Origin of the sequence: Neoroseomonas alkaliterrae (assembly GCF_014199195.1) — a bacterium.
In the GTDB taxonomy this organism is placed as follows: Bacteria; Pseudomonadota; Alphaproteobacteria; order Acetobacterales; family Acetobacteraceae; genus Neoroseomonas; species Neoroseomonas alkaliterrae.
Map to the genome: position 1 here is coordinate 66,358 of NZ_JACIJE010000010.1, position 14,362 is coordinate 80,719.

The window sequence follows — 14,362 nt, forward strand, 5'->3', positions numbered from 1 at the left end:
GACCATGGCCAGACCCACGACCCGGATGATGGCGGCAGGCGTGCTCGCCTTCGCCCTCGCGGCCTGCACCAATCCCTATGATCCCACGCAGCGCGCCGTCGGCGGCGGCCTGATCGGCGCGGGCACGGGGGCGCTGCTCGGCGGCCTCGCCGGCGGGCATCGCGGCGCGGCGGTGGGCGCCGTCGCCGGCGGCCTGGGCGGCGCGGCGCTCGGCGCGGCGACCACGCCGCAGGCGCCCTACCAGGGTGGTTATGCCGCCTACCAGCCGCCGCCCTACCAGGGCTACGGCGCCCCGCCGCCCGGCTATGCGGCCGCGCCCTATGGCCAGCCGCCCACGGCCCGCGCCTATTACCCGCCCTATGGCGGGCAGCCCGGCTACTACCAGGCCCCGGACCCCTACCGGCCGCCGCCCGGCTCCTACTGGCAGCCCGAGCCCGGCTACGCCCCGCCCGGGCCCCAGGGCTACTACCCCTCCTGGTAGCCCGCCGCGAGGAGCGCCTCGATCGCCTCCCGCCGCGGCAGCGACGGCACGGCACCCGCCCGGCGGCAGGCGAGCGAGCCCGCCACGACGCCGCGGCGCAAGGCTTCGCGTCCGGCAAGCCCCTCGGCGAGGGCGGCGGCGAAGGCGCCGATGAAGGCATCGCCGGCGCCGGTGCTGTCCACCACCTCGGTCGGCGGCGCCGGCACGTGGAGCACCTCGTCCCCGCGCGCCCAGAACGCGCCCGCCGCGCCTGCCGTCAGCACCACGCCCCGCGCATGGCGCGGCGAGAGGGCGCGCGCCAGAACCTCGGCCTCGCCAGCGCGGCCCAGCAGCAGCGCCGCCTCGGTCTCATTGACGATCAGGATGTCGGTGAGCGCGAGCGCCTCCTCCGGCAGCGGCCGCGCGGGGGCCGCATTCAGCAGCGTCGCCGCACCGGAGCGACGGGCGGTGCGGAAGGCCGCGAGCGTCGCCTCGATCGGCGTCTCGAGCTGCGCCAGGACCAGGGCGGCGGCGGCGATCGCCGGGATATCGGCCTGGGCGGGAAGCGCGTCATTTGCCCCGCCCAGGATGACGATCTGGTTCTCGCCCGCATCATCCACCAGAATCACTGCTTCGCCGGTCGGCACGCCGGCGATGCGCTCCACGGCGGCGGCGTCCACCCCCTCCGCGCGCCATAGCGCGAGCGCCTCCGCGCCTGCATCGTCCGTGCCGATTGCGGCGCGAATGGCGACCTGCGCCCCGCTGCGCGCCGCCGCGACCGCCTGGTTGCTGCCCTTGCCGCCGTGGAAGCGCGCGAGCCCGATCGCCGCGAGCGTCTCGCCCGGGCGTGGGAAGCGCGGGACGCGCAGCACCGTGTCCCGGTTGTAGGAGCCGACGACGACGAGCCTGCCCATGCTGCCTCCCGCACCGGCGCGGCACGCTGGGCTGGCGCGCGCGGCGGGTCAAGCGCGCCCTGTTGCATTGCAACAAGACGCTCCTACCCTCTGTGCGAACCGCAGCGAAGCCAGAGGTCCCGATGCCCGACACCGCCATGCCCGACCCGTCCCTGCTGAAATACGGGATCGGCCAGCCCGTGCCGCGCCAGGAGGATCCGCTCCTGCTCACCGGGCGTGGCCGCTACACGGACGATATCGCGCTCGAAGGGCAGGTCTGGTGCGTGATGGTCCGCAGCCCCTACGCGCATGGCATCATCCGCGGCATCGGCACGGAGGCGGCGCGCGCGATGCCCGGCGTGCTCGGCGTCTTCACCGCCGCGGACATGGCGGAATACGGCCCGATGCGCTGCCTGCTGCCGTTCACGAGCAAGGACGGCAGCCCCCTGATCAACATCGAGCGCGGGCCGCTCGCCGCCGACAAGGTGCGCTTCGTCGGCGATCCGGTCGCCTTCGTCGTCGCCGAGACCAAGGCCCAGGCCCGGGACGCTGCCGAGGCGGTGGAACTCGACATCGAGCCGCTGGAGGCGGTGACGGAGGCCTCCGCCGCCGCAGCCCCCGGCGCCCCGCAGCTCTACGACCATGTGCCGGGCAATGTCGTGCTCGATTTCCGCCATGGCGACGCCGAGAAGGTGGCCGAGGCCTTCGCGAAGGCCGCGCATGTCACCACGCTGCGCATCCGCAGCAACCGCATCGTCGTCTGCGCGATGGAGCCGCGCAGCGCGATCGGCAGCTTCGAGGCGGAGGAGGGGCGCTACGTGCTGCGCCTCGGCTGCCAGGGCGTGTTCGGCCTGCGCAACCAGCTCGCGCGCGACATCCTGAAGGTTTCGCCGGAGAAGGTCAGGATCCTCACCGGCAATGTCGGCGGTTCCTTCGGCATGAAGGCCAGCGCCTATCCGGAATACGCCTGCATCCTGCACGCGGCCAAGCTGCTCGGACGCCCGGTGAAATGGACCGACGAGCGGACGGGCTCCTTCCTCTCCGACTGCCACGGGCGCGACCACGAGACGGAGGCCTCGCTCGCGATCGACGCCGAGGGGCGGTTCCTCGCGGTGAAGCTCGTCTCCTACGGCAATATGGGCGCCTATCTCTCGACCGTCGGCAACAACATGGGGACCGGCAACTTCACCAAGAACATCCAGTCCAACTACGCGACGCCGCTCCTGCTGGTCGAGACGAAGAACGTCGTCACCAACACCACGCCCATCTCCGCCTATCGCGGCGCCGGCCGGCCGGAGGCGAACTACTTCATGGAGCGCCTGATCGAGACCGCCGCGCGCGAGATGGGCAAGGACCCGATCGCGCTGCGCAGGCTGAACCACATCCGGCCGGAGCAGTTCCCGTTCCGCGCCGCATCCGGCTCCATCTACGATTCCGGCCATTTCACCGCCGTGCTCGACCGCGCGCTCGCCGCCGCGGACTGGGACGGCTTCCCCGCGCGCAAGGCCGAGAGCGCGGCGCGGGGGATGCTGCGCGGGCGCGGCCTCGGCAACTTCCTCGAATGCACCGCGCCGCCGTTGAAGGAGCAGGGCGAGATCGTCTTCGGGGAGGATGGCAGCGTCACCATCGTCACCGGCACGCTCGATTACGGCCAGGGCCATTGGACGCCCTTCGCGCAGGTGCTGCACGCGCGCCTCGGCGTGCCCTTCGAGCGCATCCGCCTCGTGCAGGGGGATTCCGACCGGCTGATCGCCGGCGGCGGCACGGGCGGGTCGAAGTCGCTGATGGCCTCGGGCTCGGCCATCCTGCAGGCCGCCGACATCGTGATCGAGAAGGGCCGCCGCGCGGCGGGCTACATCCTGGAGGCCGCGACCGAGGACATCGAGTTCGCCGACGGCCGCTTCACCATCGCCGGAACCGACCGCGGCATCGGCATCATGGAACTGGCCGCGCGCCTGCGGGAGATCGGCCCCCTGCCCCAGGACGTACCGAACGCGCTCGACAGCCGCACCGTCCTCGACCAGGCGCCGATGGCCTTCCCCAATGGCTGCCACATCTGCGAGGTGGAGATCGATCCGGAGACCGGGCATGTCCGCATCGACCGCTACACCTCGGTCAACGACTTCGGCGTGATCGTGAACCCGCTGCTGGTCGAGGGCCAGGCGCATGGCGGGATCGTCCAGGGCATCGGCCAGGCGCTGCACGAGCGCGTGGCCTACACCGAGGACGGGCAGCCCCTGACCGGTTCCTTCATGGATTACGGCCTGCCGCGCGCCGACGACGTGCCGTTCTTCGGCTTCGAGAGCCTGCCCGATCCGTGCAAGACGAACCCGCTCGGCGCGAAGGGATGCGGCGAGGCGGGCTGCGCGGGCTCGCTGCCGGCGGTGATGAACGCGATTTCCGATGCGCTGGGCGGGAAGCACATCGACATGCCCGCGACCCCGGAACGCATCTGGGCCGCGATCCACGGCGCATGAGGCGACGGGGAGAGGCGCGCCTCTCCCCTCTCACGCGAGCCTTGTCAGGCGTTGCCGGAGAGGTAGTCCATCGCGGCCTGCACCCCGCCCGGCTGGTGCGGCACGCCGGCCGCGCGCAGCCCCATCTCCACGCCGCCGAGCGTGCCGATGAGCTGCAGGTCGCCGAAATCGCCGAGATGGCCGATGCGGAATACCCGGTCGTTCAACTGGCCGAGGCCGTTGCCGAGCGACATGTTGTGCCGCTCGAGGATGGTCGCGCGCAGCGCGTTCGCGCTGTGGCCTTCCGGCAGCCGCACGGCGGTCAGGCTGGAGGAATAGTGCCGCGGTTCGGCGCACTGGATCTCGAATCCCCAGTGGCGGACGGCGCGGCGCGTCGCCTCCGCGTGGCGGTCGTGGCGGGCGAAGACGTTGTCGAGGCCTTCCTCCAGCAGCATGTCCACTGCGGCGTCGAGGCCGTAGAGAAGGTTCGTCGCCGGCGTGTAGGGGAAGTAGCCGGTGGCGTTGGCCGCGAGCATCGGCTTCCAGTCCCAGAAGGAGCGCGGCAGGCGGGCCGTCTCGCTCGCCTTCAGCGCCTTGGCGCTGACCGCGTTGAAGGAGAGGCCCGGCGGCAGCATCAGGCCCTTCTGCGAGCCCGCCACCGTCACGTCCACGCCCCATTCGTCGTGGCGGTAGTCGATGGAGCCCAGCGAGGAGATCGTGTCCACCAGCAGCAGCGCCGGATGGCCGGCCGCGTCCATGGCGCGGCGCACCTCGTCGATGCGGGAGGTGCAGCCCGTGCTGGTCTCGTTGTGCACGACGCAGACCGCCTTGATCGCATGCGCCTTGTCCTCGCGCAGGCGCTGCTCGATCTGCGCGACGTCGGCGCCGCGGCGCCAGTCGGTCTTGACGAAATCCGCGACAATGCCCAACCGGCCGGCCATCTCGTGCCAGAGATGGGCGAACCAGCCCGTCTCGCACATCAGCACCCGGTCGCCCGGCGAAAGCGTGTTGGTCAGCGCCGCTTCCCACGCGCCGGTGCCGCTCGCGGGGTAGATGACCACATGCGAGGTCGTCTTGAAGACGTGGCGGATCTTCTCGAGCAGCGCCTTGCCGAACAGGCCGAAATCCGGCCCGCGATGGTCCATGGTCGGGTTGTCCATCGCGCGCAGCACACGGTCGGGCACGTTGGTCGGGCCCGGGATCTGGAGGAAATGGCGGCCCGCGACGGGCTTGGACTGGAAATAGGCCATGGACGCTCTCCTTGCTCGGGCGCTTTCTGCACCCAAGCAGCACCCCACGCCAATGAGTTCGGCGCGTGCCCCCCATGAGCCGGCGCGATCATGAGCGCCGCTTCTCATGCCGATGAGCATTATGGATCGGACAGCGGCGCGGCGACGGGCTAGGGTCCGGCCGTTCCGCCGCGGGAGGCATCAGATCCGCCGCCGCGACCACTGGAAGAGCGCCGCATGAACGTCACGACCCGCCCCAGCATCGGCGACAGCCGCCTCGCCGCCCGCCTGCGCCGCGAGACGCAGGCAGAGGTGCTGTTCTCCGCCGCCGACCGCGGCCGCTACGCCACCGATGCCTCGATCTACCAGATCGAACCCTACGGCGTCCTGGTGCCGCGCAGCATCGAGGACGTGCAGGCCGCAATGGCGATCTGCCGAGAGGAGGGCATCCCCGTGCTGCCGCGCGGCGGCGGCACCTCGCAATGCGGGCAGACGGTCAACCGCGCGCTGGTTCTCGACTGCACGAAGTACCTGCGCGCAGTCATCGAGGTGGATACGGCGGCCGCGCGCGCGCGCGTGCAGCCGGGCATCACGCTCGGCGCGCTGAACGATGCGCTGAAGAAGCACGGGCTGTTCTTCCCGGTGGACCCCTCCACCTGGCAGCGCTGCACCATCGGCGGGATGGCGGGCAACAATTCCTGCGGGTCGAAATCCATCCGCTACGGGCTGATGGCGGACAACGTGACGGCGATCGACGCGCTGCTCGCGGACGGGTCGCGCTTCACCTTCGCCGACCTGCCGGACAATCTCGGCGCGGATGTGCCGGCGCCGATGGCCGACCTCATCCAGCGCCTGCGCGCGCTCGGCGCGAGGGAGGCCGAGGAGATCGCCGCCCGCTTCCCGAACCAGTTGCGGCGCGTCGGCGGCTACAACATCGAGTGCCTGACGCCGGCGGCGCGCGCGGAAGGACGCGGCAACCTCGCCCGCCTGCTGGTCGGCAGCGAGGGCACGCTCGCCTTCTCCGCCGCTCTCGACCTCAAACTCTGGCCGATCAAGCCGCGCAAGATGCTCGGGATCTGCCAGTTCCCGACCTTCCGCGCGGCCATGGCGGCCGCCCAGCACCTCGTTACGCTCGACCCCGAGGCGGTGGAGCTGGTGGACCGGACGATGATCGACCTCGGCCGCTCCATCCCGATCTACCGCGCCACCATCGACCGCATGGTGAAGGGCGAACCGGACAGCCTGCTGATCGTCGAGTTCCACGGTCATGAGGACGCGCCGCTGCTGCGTGCTCTCGACGGGCTGGACGAGATGATGGCCGATCTCGGCTACCCGGATGCCGTGGTGCGCGCCACCGATGCCGGCTTCCAGGCCGCCATCGCCGAGGTCCGCGAGGCCGGCCTGAACATCATGATGTCCATGAAGGGCGACGGGAAGCCGGTCTCCTTCATCGAGGATTGCGCCGTCGCGCTGCCCGACCTCGCCGACTACACCGAGCGCCTGAACGCGGTGTTCGAGCGGTACGGCACCAAGGGCACCTGGTATGCCCATGCCTCCGTCGGCTGCCTGCATGTGCGGCCCGTGCTGAACATGAAGGACGAGGCCGATGTGCGGAAGATGCGCGCGATCGCGGAGGAATGCTTCGCGCTGGTGCGCGAATACAAGGGCAGCCATTCCGGCGAGCACGGCGACGGCATCGTGCGCTCCGAGTTCAACGAGCCGATGTTCGGCAGCCGCATCACCCGCGCCTTCGAGGAGGTGAAGGATTCCTTCGACCCGAACGCGCTGCTCAACCCGGGGCGGGTCGTCCGCCCGCCGAGGATGGATGACCGCAGCCTGTTCCGCTACGCGCCGGGCTATGCGGCGGATGATGCGATCACGCCGGTCCTCGACTGGTCGGAGCATCCCGGCCCGCTCGGCGGTTTCCTCGGCGCGGTCGAGATGTGCAACAACAACGGCACCTGCCGGAAGTTCGACGCCAATGTCATGTGCCCCTCCTACCGCGTCACGCGGGACGAGCAGCACCTCACGCGCGGGCGCGCCAACACGCTGCGCCTCGCGCTGACGCGGCAACTGGGGCCGGATGCGCTGGCATCGGACGAGGTCGCGGCGGCGATGGCGCTCTGCGTCTCCTGCAAGGGCTGCAAGCGCGAATGCCCGACCGGCGTGGACATGGCGCGGATGAAGGTCGAGGTGCTGGCCGCGCGCGCATCGCGGCATGGCATCTCCTGGCGGGAGCGCATCATCGCCACCATGCCGCGCTGGGCGCGCTGGGCCTCGCTGCTGCCGCCGATCGCCAATGCGCGCGATGCCATCCCTGGCCTCGCGGCGCTGTCCGAACGGGTTCTGGGCCTTGCCGCGGAGCGCCGCCTTCCGCGCTTCCGCTGGCATGCCTTCCACGATGCCGAGCTGCGCGCCCCGGACGGCCGCGAGGGCGAGGTCATCCTGCTGCCCGACGCCTTCAACCGCTATTTCGAACCGGAGAACCTGCGCGCCGCCATCCGAATCCTGCGCGCCGCCGGCTACGACCCGGCCGTGGCGCGCCCGCCGCGCGGCATGCGGCCACTCGACGATGGCCGCACGCTGCTCGCCGCCGGTCTGGTCGAGCAGGCCCGCGCCGAGGCGCGCCGCACCATCGAGACCCTCTCCGCCTGGAACAGCCCCGTCATCGGCATCGAGCCCTCCTCGCTGACGACGCTGCGCGATGAGTTCCTCGCCCTGCTGCCGGGCGAGCCCGCGCGCGCGATCGCCGCACGCGCCTTCCTCCTCGCCGAGTTCCTCGAGCAGGAGAAGGCGGCGCTGCCGCTCAAGCCGCTGCAGGCCGAGGCGCATATCCACGGCCATTGCCACCAGAAGGCCTTCGGCGCCTTCCCGCCCGCGATCGCGCTGCTGAAGCGCATCCCGGGGCTGAAGGTCGCGCCCATTGCCTCCTCCTGCTGCGGCATGGCCGGGGCCTTCGGCTACCAGGCGGAGACTCTCGGCGTCTCGAAGGCCATGGCCGACCTCGCCCTGCTGCCGGCGGTGCGCGCCGCCGCACCGGATGCGATCATCGTCGCCGACGGCACCTCCTGCCGCCACCAGATCGCCGACCTCGCCGGGCGCGAGGCGCTGCATTCCGTCCGCGTGCTGGAGAAGGCCCTCGCATGACGACGCCCGACGACATCCTCGGCTTCTGGTTCTCCGAAGGCCCGGACACCTTCCGCGAAGCCTGGTTCCGCAAGGACCCGGCCTTCGACGAGGCCATCCGCGCGCGCTATTCCGACACGGTCGCCGCCGCGCGGGAGGGCGCGCTCGCCGGCTGGGCGGACAGCCCGCTGGGTGCGCTGGCGCTCGCCATCCTGCTCGACCAGTTCCCGCGCAACCTTCACCGCGGCAGCGCCGAGGCCTTCGCGGCGGATGCGATGATGCGGGAGATCGCACGCGAGGCCGTGCTGCGCCGGCGCTTCGACCTCGCGCTGACCTCGATCCAGCGCCCCTTCCTCTACCTGCCCTTCGAGCATTCCGAGGCGATGGCGGACCAGGATCTCTCGGTCGCGCTGTTCGAGGGGCTGCGCGACGACCCGCGCCATGCCCGGCCTGGGGGCGCGATCGACTATGCGTGGCGGCATCGCGTCGTCATCCAGCGCTTCGGCCGCTTCCCGCACCGCAACGCGGCCCTGGGGCGGGCGAGCACGCCGGAGGAGGAGGCGTGGCTCGCGGCGGGCGGCGGGTTCTGAAGCCACGGCCAGGGACCATCCGGCGCGGCGGCTTTCGGCCTTCGGGCACCGGGCTGCCGGAGCAGGCGTGCCTTTGATGCAACAGGGCTGAAAGATCCCGCCCACGCGCGCCTGGATTGTTGCAATGCACAATCCTGTTCGCTATTTGTGCCGTAATGCCTTCCGCGACGAAGGCACCGGGATGGACAGGCAGCCGCGCACGGCCCCGCGAAAGGAGGCCCTGCCATGCCGCGTATGCTCTCCCGCCGACTGCTCCTCGCCACCGGCCTCGCCTCTCCCGCTCTCCTGTCAGCTCGTGCCGCTCGCGCCGCGGAGGAGGTGGATGTCGAGCTCGTCCTCGCCGTGGATGTCTCGCGTTCGGTGGATGCCGAGGAGATGGAGATGCAGATGCGCGGCTATGCCGCCGCCTTCCGCGACCCGCGCCTTGCCCGGGGCATCGCGCGGGGGCCGATCGGGACCATCGCCGTCACGCTCTTCGTCTGGTCCGACTGGAACATCCAGCACATCCTCGTGCCCTGGACGAAGCTCGACGGGCCGGACGCCTGCGCCCGGTTCGCCGCCGCCGTGGATGGGGCCTCGCGCGAGACCTACCTCTACACTTCGATCTCCGGCGCGATCGACTTCGCCATGCGCCAGTTCGGCACGCGCTACGAAGGGCTGCGCCGTGTCGTGGACATCTCGGGCGATGGCGTGAACAATTCCGGGCGCCCTGTCGCGGATGCGCGGGCCGAGGCGCTCGCCCGTGGCGTCACCTTGAACGGCCTCGCGGTGCTCGACCGCAATCCCCAGCCCGCGGCCCTGCTTGCCGGGCTTCCGCCGATCGACGCGTATTTCCGCGACGAGGTCATTGGCGGGCCGGGGGCCTTCCTGATGGTGGCCGAGGGCTACGAGGCCTTCGCGGAAGCGGTGCGCCGCAAGATCATCCGCGAGATCGCCGCCCTGCCCGCCCCCGGCCCCCGCGTGGAACGGGCCACCGCCTGATGCCGCGCCACAGGGGGTTGATGCCACGCTCGCGCGGCGTCGCCCCCTCGCGTCCGGGCGCTGCGGCCGCTGCCGCTGGCCGGCCTCCAGCCCGTCAGGAACGCTCTGCACGGCCCGACCATCGCCCGCCCGACGCATCCGGGGCTTGCGCCGCGACGCCACAGCGTCATACCGGCGCCATGGGGATGCACACCACCACGCGGGGCGTCGCTCGCGCCGGCTCGCGGCCATGACGCGGCCGCCGCCGCCCGACCGGCTCGAGGACGCCCTCGCCGGCGCCTTCGCCCTGCTCGCCCGCGGCGTCGCGGACCGGCGGAGCCCGCTTCATACGCCGACCCTCGCCACGCGCGGGACCGATGGCGCGCCGAATGCGCGCACCGTCGTGCTGCGCGCCTTCGATCCCGGCACGCGCCGGCTGCGCCTGCACACCGACCGGCGCAGCGCCAAGGCGACGGAACTCGCCGCCGAGCCGCGCGTCATGCTGCATGCCTACGATGCGGCCGCGCAGGTGCAGTTGCGCATCGCGGGCACGGTCAGCCTGCATCACGACGACGCCCTGGCCGAGAGCGCCTGGAGCGGCAGCCGTGCCTCCTCCCGAATGTGCTACGCGGCGGTGGAACCGCCCGGGGCCGCCGTTGCGGCGCCACCCCCCGCGCCGCGCGATGCCGAGGCCGGGCGCGGCAACTTCATGGCGGTGGTGATCGCGATGGACAGCCTCGACTGGCTGCTGCTCGCCCATGAGGGGCACCGCCGCGCCCGCTTCGCCTGGGACGAGGCCGGGCGGCTTTCCGCCACCTGGATCGCGCCGTGAGCGACGCCGCGATCCGCGAAGCCATCCTCGCAGCCGCGGTGGCGCGGGGCGCGGACAAGAGCCTCTGCCCCTCCGAGGTGGCGCGTGCCCTCGCGCCCGAGGACTGGCGCCCCCTGATGGGCCGCGTGCGGCGCGAGGCGATCGCGCTGGCCCGCGAAGGCCGAATCGAGGTGCTGCGGAAGGGCCGCCCTGTGGACCCCGGCGCCGAGATCCGCGGCGTCATCCGGCTGAGGATCCGCCCATGATCCGCCTGCTCCTCTCCCGCGGCGCGCAGGGCGTGCCGGCGCCCGAGCCCGTGGACTTCGCCACGCTCGTCCTGCCGACCTCGCCCAACACCTGCCTGCTGACGCCGGCGACGGCACCGGGCGCGGGCCATCTGCACCGGGACCCTTTCCCCGTATCGCCGGAGGAGGCGCTCGCGGCGATCCGCGCCGTCGCCGCTTCCATGCCGCGCACCTTCCCGCTGGCGGAGTTCCCGGCGCGGCGACAGGTGCAATGGGTCGCGCGCACGCGGCTGATGAACTACCCCGACATCGTGGTGGCCGAGGTTGCGCCGGCCGGCGCCGGCACGGGCCTCTGGCTCTATTCGCGCAGCCTGATCGGCTGGTCGGATCTCGGTGCGAACCGGGCCCGCGTCACGGCCTGGCTCGCGGCCTTCGAGGAGCGTATCCGGCGCCGCTGACGCCCGATGCGCGCGGCTGGGACTTTCCGGCGCGGGCCCTCGCGGCCCGGCTGCGCGCCGTCCGGAGCGCCACGCGGCGAGGCCGCTGTGTCGGCCAGCAACCCGTCCGGCCTCGCCGGCGGAACACGCCATCGTCCGGCCGCCGGGGCATGACGCGCCCCGTCGCGAGCGCCCCGCTCAGCCAAGGCCCCGGACGAGCGGCGGCCCCAGCACATTCGCCACCGCCACCGGCAGCCGCTTCCACGCGGCGATGAACAGCCGGTACTTCGGATTGTTCGGGTTGTTCTCCGGGATCGCCGCGCCCTCGGCCAGGCGGTAGCAATAGGGCAGCTCCTGCGGCTCGAAGCCCCAGTTCTTCTTGTAGTCGAAGGCGCCGGTGCCGAGCTTGCTGCGCCCGAAATCGAACAGCCTCGCGCCGCGCTCGCGGCCCGCTCGGCGCATCACCTCCCAGTACATGAACTCGTTGGCGCGGTTCTCGCGCGCCGCGCGCAGCCCGCCGCCGTAATAGGGCAGCACCTCCTCGCGGAAGTGGAAGTTCAGCACCGAGGCCACGGCGGTATCGCCATCGAGCACGGTGGTCACGTCATGCTCGCCCGGGAAGGCCTCCGCCAGCAGGCGGAAATAGCGCGCGGGAAAGACCGGGCTGCCCAGGTTCCGCACGCTCTCGGCATAGACGCGATGCAGGGTGCGCGTGTCGCTGCCCGAGACCGAGCGCAGGCGGAACTTCTCGATCGCCTTCCGCACCTCCGCGCGCTGCTTGCGCGGGATGTTGGCCTGCATGTCCTTCGCGTCGTCGCCGGTGATCGCGATCGGCTTGCGGAAGGTGAAGTAGAGCGGCGGGCGCGGCGTCCAGCCCGGATCGGGCGCCTCGCGCCGGCGAAACTCGAGCGCGGGCGAGCCGAGCCTCTCGCGCAGCGCCAGCGCATGGGCCTCGAGCGCCGCCGCCGCCTCCGGCGTGGCCGCCACGCTGCCGCCATAGACGCAGAAGGGCGTGGAGGAGAGCAGGTCGCCGAACAACAGCGTCTTCATCCGCGCCAGCGGCAGGATGCCGACCACCGCGCCGTCCTGCTCGGCCATCACGTAGTGCGTCGCGTGGCCGAAGGCGCGGCCGATGACCGTGGCCCAGGGGCTCAGGTGGAAGAAGGTCGCCTCCGGCCGCGCGCGCACGAAGGCGTCCCAGGCCGCGGCGCTGCGTGCGTCCATCTCCACGATCTTCACCGCCATGGCTCAGGCCGCCGCGAGGTCGGGCGCGAAGACCTGGTCTATCCGGCCCCAGGAGAAGTCGCGCAGCAGCGCCTCGAGCCGCGCCATCATGCTCGCAAGGCCGGTGTAGTGGCGGAAGCGCGAGAGCCTGCCGGCCTCGGCGACGCGCGGCTGGGCGGGGTCCACCTCCCAGGGGTGGAAGTAGAAGATGCCGCGCGCGCCCTCCCGCCGGTTCACCCGGCGCAGCGCGGTGCGGAACAGCGGATAGGGCACGAGGCGGAACCAGCCGCCCCCGGCGCAGGGCAGGTTGCGCCCAGCGGCGCGCAGCGTCGTCATCGGCAGTTCGATCACGCCGTCGGCGTGCGGGCGGTGCGGCGCGCGCGGCGCATTCGGCGCGCCGTAGAGGTCGTGCTTCACCGGGAAGACCGAGGAGGAATAGGCGTAGCCCTCCTCCGCCAGCACCCGATGCGCCCAGGGCGTGTGCGGCCCGACCGAGAAGGTCGGCGCGCGGTAGCCGCGCACCGCCACGCCGCCCGCATCCTCGAGCGCGGCCTTGGCGCGGCGGATGTCCGCGCGGAAGGCGGCCTCGCCGATCTCATGCACGAGCTCGTGCCCATGGCCGTGGCTCGCGAGCTCGTGGCCCGCCGCGACGATGCGCCGGACCAGCGCCGGGTGCCGCTCGGCGACCCAGCCCAGGGTGAAGAAGGTCGCCTGAACGCCGTGCCGCGCGAAGGTGTCGAGGATGCGCCCGGTATTCGCCTCGACGCGGCGCTCGAGCGTCTCCCACGCGCTGCGCGGGATGCAGCCGGCGAAGGCCTGGACCTGGAACCAGTCCTCGACATCCACCGTCATGGCGTTGCGCGGGACGGATGCTGAGGCTGCGCTCATGTCACCGCCGCCTGGTGTAGGTGGAGACGAGGTCGGCGAGCTGGCCGAGCATCCGCTCGCGCCGCTGGCTCGACTTCTCCAGCGCATCGAGCCGCTTCGCGAGCCCCTCGACCGCTGCGCGCAGGATGGCGAGCTCGCCTGCGCCGGGATCGGGGGGCGGCGCCGGCTCCTCGCCCGGCTTCAGGCCCGCGCCGAGATCGGCTTCGAGCTCGGCGGCCGTCTCCTCGACCATGCGGATGGTGAGCAGGTCCACCTTCTCGAGCGCGCCGGCAAGCAGCACCCGCGAGCAGAGCCGGTTGATCCGGCGCGGGATGCCGCCGGTCAGCTCATGCACGCGCTCCATCGCGCCCTCCTCCCAGGCCGGCCGGCCTTCCCAGCCCGCGGCGCGCAGGCGGAACTCGATATAGGCGCGCGTCTCGGCCTTGCTGAGCCCGTCGAGGTGGTAGGAGGCCAGCACGCGCTGGCGGAGCTGGTCGAGGTCGGGGCTGGCGATCAGTCGCCGGAGCTGCGGCTGGCCAATCAGCAGCGTCTGCAGCAGCGCCCGCCCGCCCGCGGTCACGTTCGAGAGCATGCGCAGCTCCTCGAGCGCGGTGGGCGAGAGCGCCTGCGCCTCGTCCACGATCAGCAGGTGGCGCGGCTGCCCCTCCCCGGCGGTGGCGCGGAGCTTGTCCGATATGGCGCCGAGCAGGTCGGCCTTGGTGCCGGCCGTCGGCACGCCGAAGCCGCGCGCGACGAGGCGCAGCAGATCCTCGCCCTGGACCTGGGAGGTCTCGATGCGCGAGACGATGAAGGCCCCCGGTTCGAGCTCGGCGCACAGCCGCTCGATCAGCGTGGTCTTGCCCGCCCCGACCTCGCCGGTGACGATGATGAAGCCCTCGCGCTGCGCGATGCCGTAGACCAGATGCGCATAGGCGCGGCTGTGCCCCTGGCTCGCGTAGAAGACCCGCGGGTCGGGCGTGAGCAGGAAGGGCGGCTCGCGGAAGCCGTAGTGTTCGACGAGCATGCTGCGAACTCATCCCATGCGGCAGGAGGCGGGCCGGGCC

General features: G+C 72.2%; 13 protein-coding genes. 8 read left to right on the top strand and 5 right to left on the bottom strand.

Going from position 1 to position 14,362, the window contains the following annotated elements; translation table 11 throughout:
- Nucleotides 1-4: 4 nt before the first annotated feature.
- Nucleotides 5-481 carry a YMGG-like glycine zipper-containing protein gene (locus tag FHS88_RS20915; RefSeq protein WP_246420117.1) on the top strand — a complete coding sequence of 159 codons (477 nt, stop codon included), beginning with the start codon at nucleotides 5-7 and terminating at the stop codon, nucleotides 479-481.
- Here FHS88_RS20915 and FHS88_RS16465 read toward each other — a convergent pair.
- Nucleotides 466-1,374 carry a ribokinase gene (locus tag FHS88_RS16465; RefSeq protein ID WP_184486560.1) on the bottom strand — a complete coding sequence of 303 codons (909 nt, stop codon included), beginning with the start codon at nucleotides 1,372-1,374 and terminating at the stop codon, nucleotides 466-468. The genes FHS88_RS20915 and FHS88_RS16465 overlap by 16 nt on opposite strands.
- Before the next feature lie 122 nt (nucleotides 1,375-1,496).
- Here FHS88_RS16465 and FHS88_RS16470 point away from each other — a divergent pair, with 122 nt between their 5' ends.
- Complete coding sequence (locus FHS88_RS16470; RefSeq protein WP_184486561.1) at nucleotides 1,497-3,830, top strand: xanthine dehydrogenase family protein molybdopterin-binding subunit; 2,334 nt, start codon at nucleotides 1,497-1,499, stop codon at nucleotides 3,828-3,830.
- Between the two features lie 44 nt (nucleotides 3,831-3,874).
- On the opposite strand, the gene FHS88_RS16475 is transcribed toward FHS88_RS16470, so the two are convergent.
- Complete coding sequence (locus FHS88_RS16475) at nucleotides 3,875-5,059, bottom strand: pyridoxal-phosphate-dependent aminotransferase family protein (RefSeq protein WP_184486562.1); 1,185 nt, start codon at nucleotides 5,057-5,059, stop codon at nucleotides 3,875-3,877.
- A gap of 216 nt (nucleotides 5,060-5,275) precedes the next feature.
- On the opposite strand from FHS88_RS16475, the gene FHS88_RS16480 reads away from it, so the two are divergent.
- The 6 genes from FHS88_RS16480 (at nucleotide 5,276) to FHS88_RS16505 (ending at nucleotide 11,228) form a co-directional block, all read left to right on the top strand.
- Nucleotides 5,276-8,185, top strand: coding sequence for an FAD-binding and (Fe-S)-binding domain-containing protein (locus tag FHS88_RS16480; RefSeq protein ID WP_184486563.1), 2,910 nt, complete (start codon nucleotides 5,276-5,278; stop codon nucleotides 8,183-8,185).
- Nucleotides 8,182-8,754, top strand: a complete 573-nt coding sequence (locus tag FHS88_RS16485; protein ID WP_184486564.1) for a DUF924 family protein — start codon at nucleotides 8,182-8,184, stop codon at nucleotides 8,752-8,754. The genes FHS88_RS16480 and FHS88_RS16485 overlap by 4 nt, the downstream gene beginning before the upstream one ends.
- A gap of 225 nt (nucleotides 8,755-8,979) precedes the next feature.
- On the top strand, nucleotides 8,980-9,735 hold the full coding sequence (locus FHS88_RS16490) for a DUF1194 domain-containing protein (protein ID WP_246420130.1): 756 nt from the start codon (nucleotides 8,980-8,982) through the stop codon (nucleotides 9,733-9,735).
- A gap of 229 nt (nucleotides 9,736-9,964) precedes the next feature.
- The gene (locus FHS88_RS16495) at nucleotides 9,965-10,546 is read left to right on the top strand and encodes a pyridoxamine 5'-phosphate oxidase family protein (protein WP_184486565.1); all 582 of its coding nucleotides are present in this window, start codon (nucleotides 9,965-9,967) and stop codon (nucleotides 10,544-10,546) included.
- Entirely contained in the window at nucleotides 10,543-10,791 is a 249-nt protein-coding gene (locus FHS88_RS16500) for a DUF3253 domain-containing protein (protein ID WP_338146622.1), read from the top strand. Before FHS88_RS16495 ends, FHS88_RS16500 begins: the two co-directional genes overlap by 4 nt.
- Nucleotides 10,788-11,228 carry a DUF1499 domain-containing protein gene (locus FHS88_RS16505; RefSeq protein WP_184486566.1) on the top strand — a complete coding sequence of 147 codons (441 nt, stop codon included), beginning with the start codon at nucleotides 10,788-10,790 and terminating at the stop codon, nucleotides 11,226-11,228. The genes FHS88_RS16500 and FHS88_RS16505 overlap by 4 nt, the downstream gene beginning before the upstream one ends.
- Before the next feature lie 177 nt (nucleotides 11,229-11,405).
- Here the strand turns inward: FHS88_RS16505 and FHS88_RS16510 are convergent, their stop codons facing one another.
- From FHS88_RS16510 to FHS88_RS16520, 3 genes are read right to left on the bottom strand one after another with little or no spacing between them, the layout of a single operon-like run.
- Nucleotides 11,406-12,452, bottom strand: a complete 1,047-nt coding sequence (locus FHS88_RS16510) for a FemAB family XrtA/PEP-CTERM system-associated protein (protein WP_184486567.1) — start codon at nucleotides 12,450-12,452, stop codon at nucleotides 11,406-11,408.
- A 3-nt stretch (nucleotides 12,453-12,455) separates the two neighbouring features.
- Complete coding sequence (locus tag FHS88_RS16515; protein WP_184486568.1) at nucleotides 12,456-13,319, bottom strand: XrtA system polysaccharide deacetylase; 864 nt, start codon at nucleotides 13,317-13,319, stop codon at nucleotides 12,456-12,458.
- A gap of 1 nt (nucleotide 13,320) precedes the next feature.
- Entirely contained in the window at nucleotides 13,321-14,322 is a 1,002-nt protein-coding gene (locus tag FHS88_RS16520) for an AAA family ATPase (RefSeq protein WP_184486569.1), read from the bottom strand.
- Between the last annotated feature and the right edge of the window lie 40 nt (nucleotides 14,323-14,362).

Excerpts from the sequence above, each read along its gene's own strand:
- FHS88_RS20915 (WP_246420117.1), top strand. The coding sequence starts at position 5 with ATGGCCAGACCCACGACCCGGATGATGGCGGCAGGCGTGCTCGCCTTC.
- FHS88_RS16465 (WP_184486560.1), bottom strand. The coding sequence starts at position 1,374 with ATGGGCAGGCTCGTCGTCGTCGGCTCCTACAACCGGGACACGGTGCTG.
- FHS88_RS16470 (WP_184486561.1), top strand. The coding sequence starts at position 1,497 with ATGCCCGACACCGCCATGCCCGACCCGTCCCTGCTGAAATACGGGATC.
- FHS88_RS16475 (WP_184486562.1), bottom strand. The coding sequence starts at position 5,059 with ATGGCCTATTTCCAGTCCAAGCCCGTCGCGGGCCGCCATTTCCTCCAG.
- FHS88_RS16480 (WP_184486563.1), top strand. The coding sequence starts at position 5,276 with ATGAACGTCACGACCCGCCCCAGCATCGGCGACAGCCGCCTCGCCGCC.
- FHS88_RS16485 (WP_184486564.1), top strand. The coding sequence starts at position 8,182 with ATGACGACGCCCGACGACATCCTCGGCTTCTGGTTCTCCGAAGGCCCG.
- FHS88_RS16490 (WP_246420130.1), top strand. The coding sequence starts at position 8,980 with ATGCCGCGTATGCTCTCCCGCCGACTGCTCCTCGCCACCGGCCTCGCC.
- FHS88_RS16495 (WP_184486565.1), top strand. The coding sequence starts at position 9,965 with ATGACGCGGCCGCCGCCGCCCGACCGGCTCGAGGACGCCCTCGCCGGC.
- FHS88_RS16505 (WP_184486566.1), top strand. The coding sequence starts at position 10,788 with ATGATCCGCCTGCTCCTCTCCCGCGGCGCGCAGGGCGTGCCGGCGCCC.
- FHS88_RS16510 (WP_184486567.1), bottom strand. The coding sequence starts at position 12,452 with ATGGCGGTGAAGATCGTGGAGATGGACGCACGCAGCGCCGCGGCCTGG.
- FHS88_RS16515 (WP_184486568.1), bottom strand. The coding sequence starts at position 13,319 with ATGAGCGCAGCCTCAGCATCCGTCCCGCGCAACGCCATGACGGTGGAT.
- FHS88_RS16520 (WP_184486569.1), bottom strand. The coding sequence starts at position 14,322 with ATGCTCGTCGAACACTACGGCTTCCGCGAGCCGCCCTTCCTGCTCACG.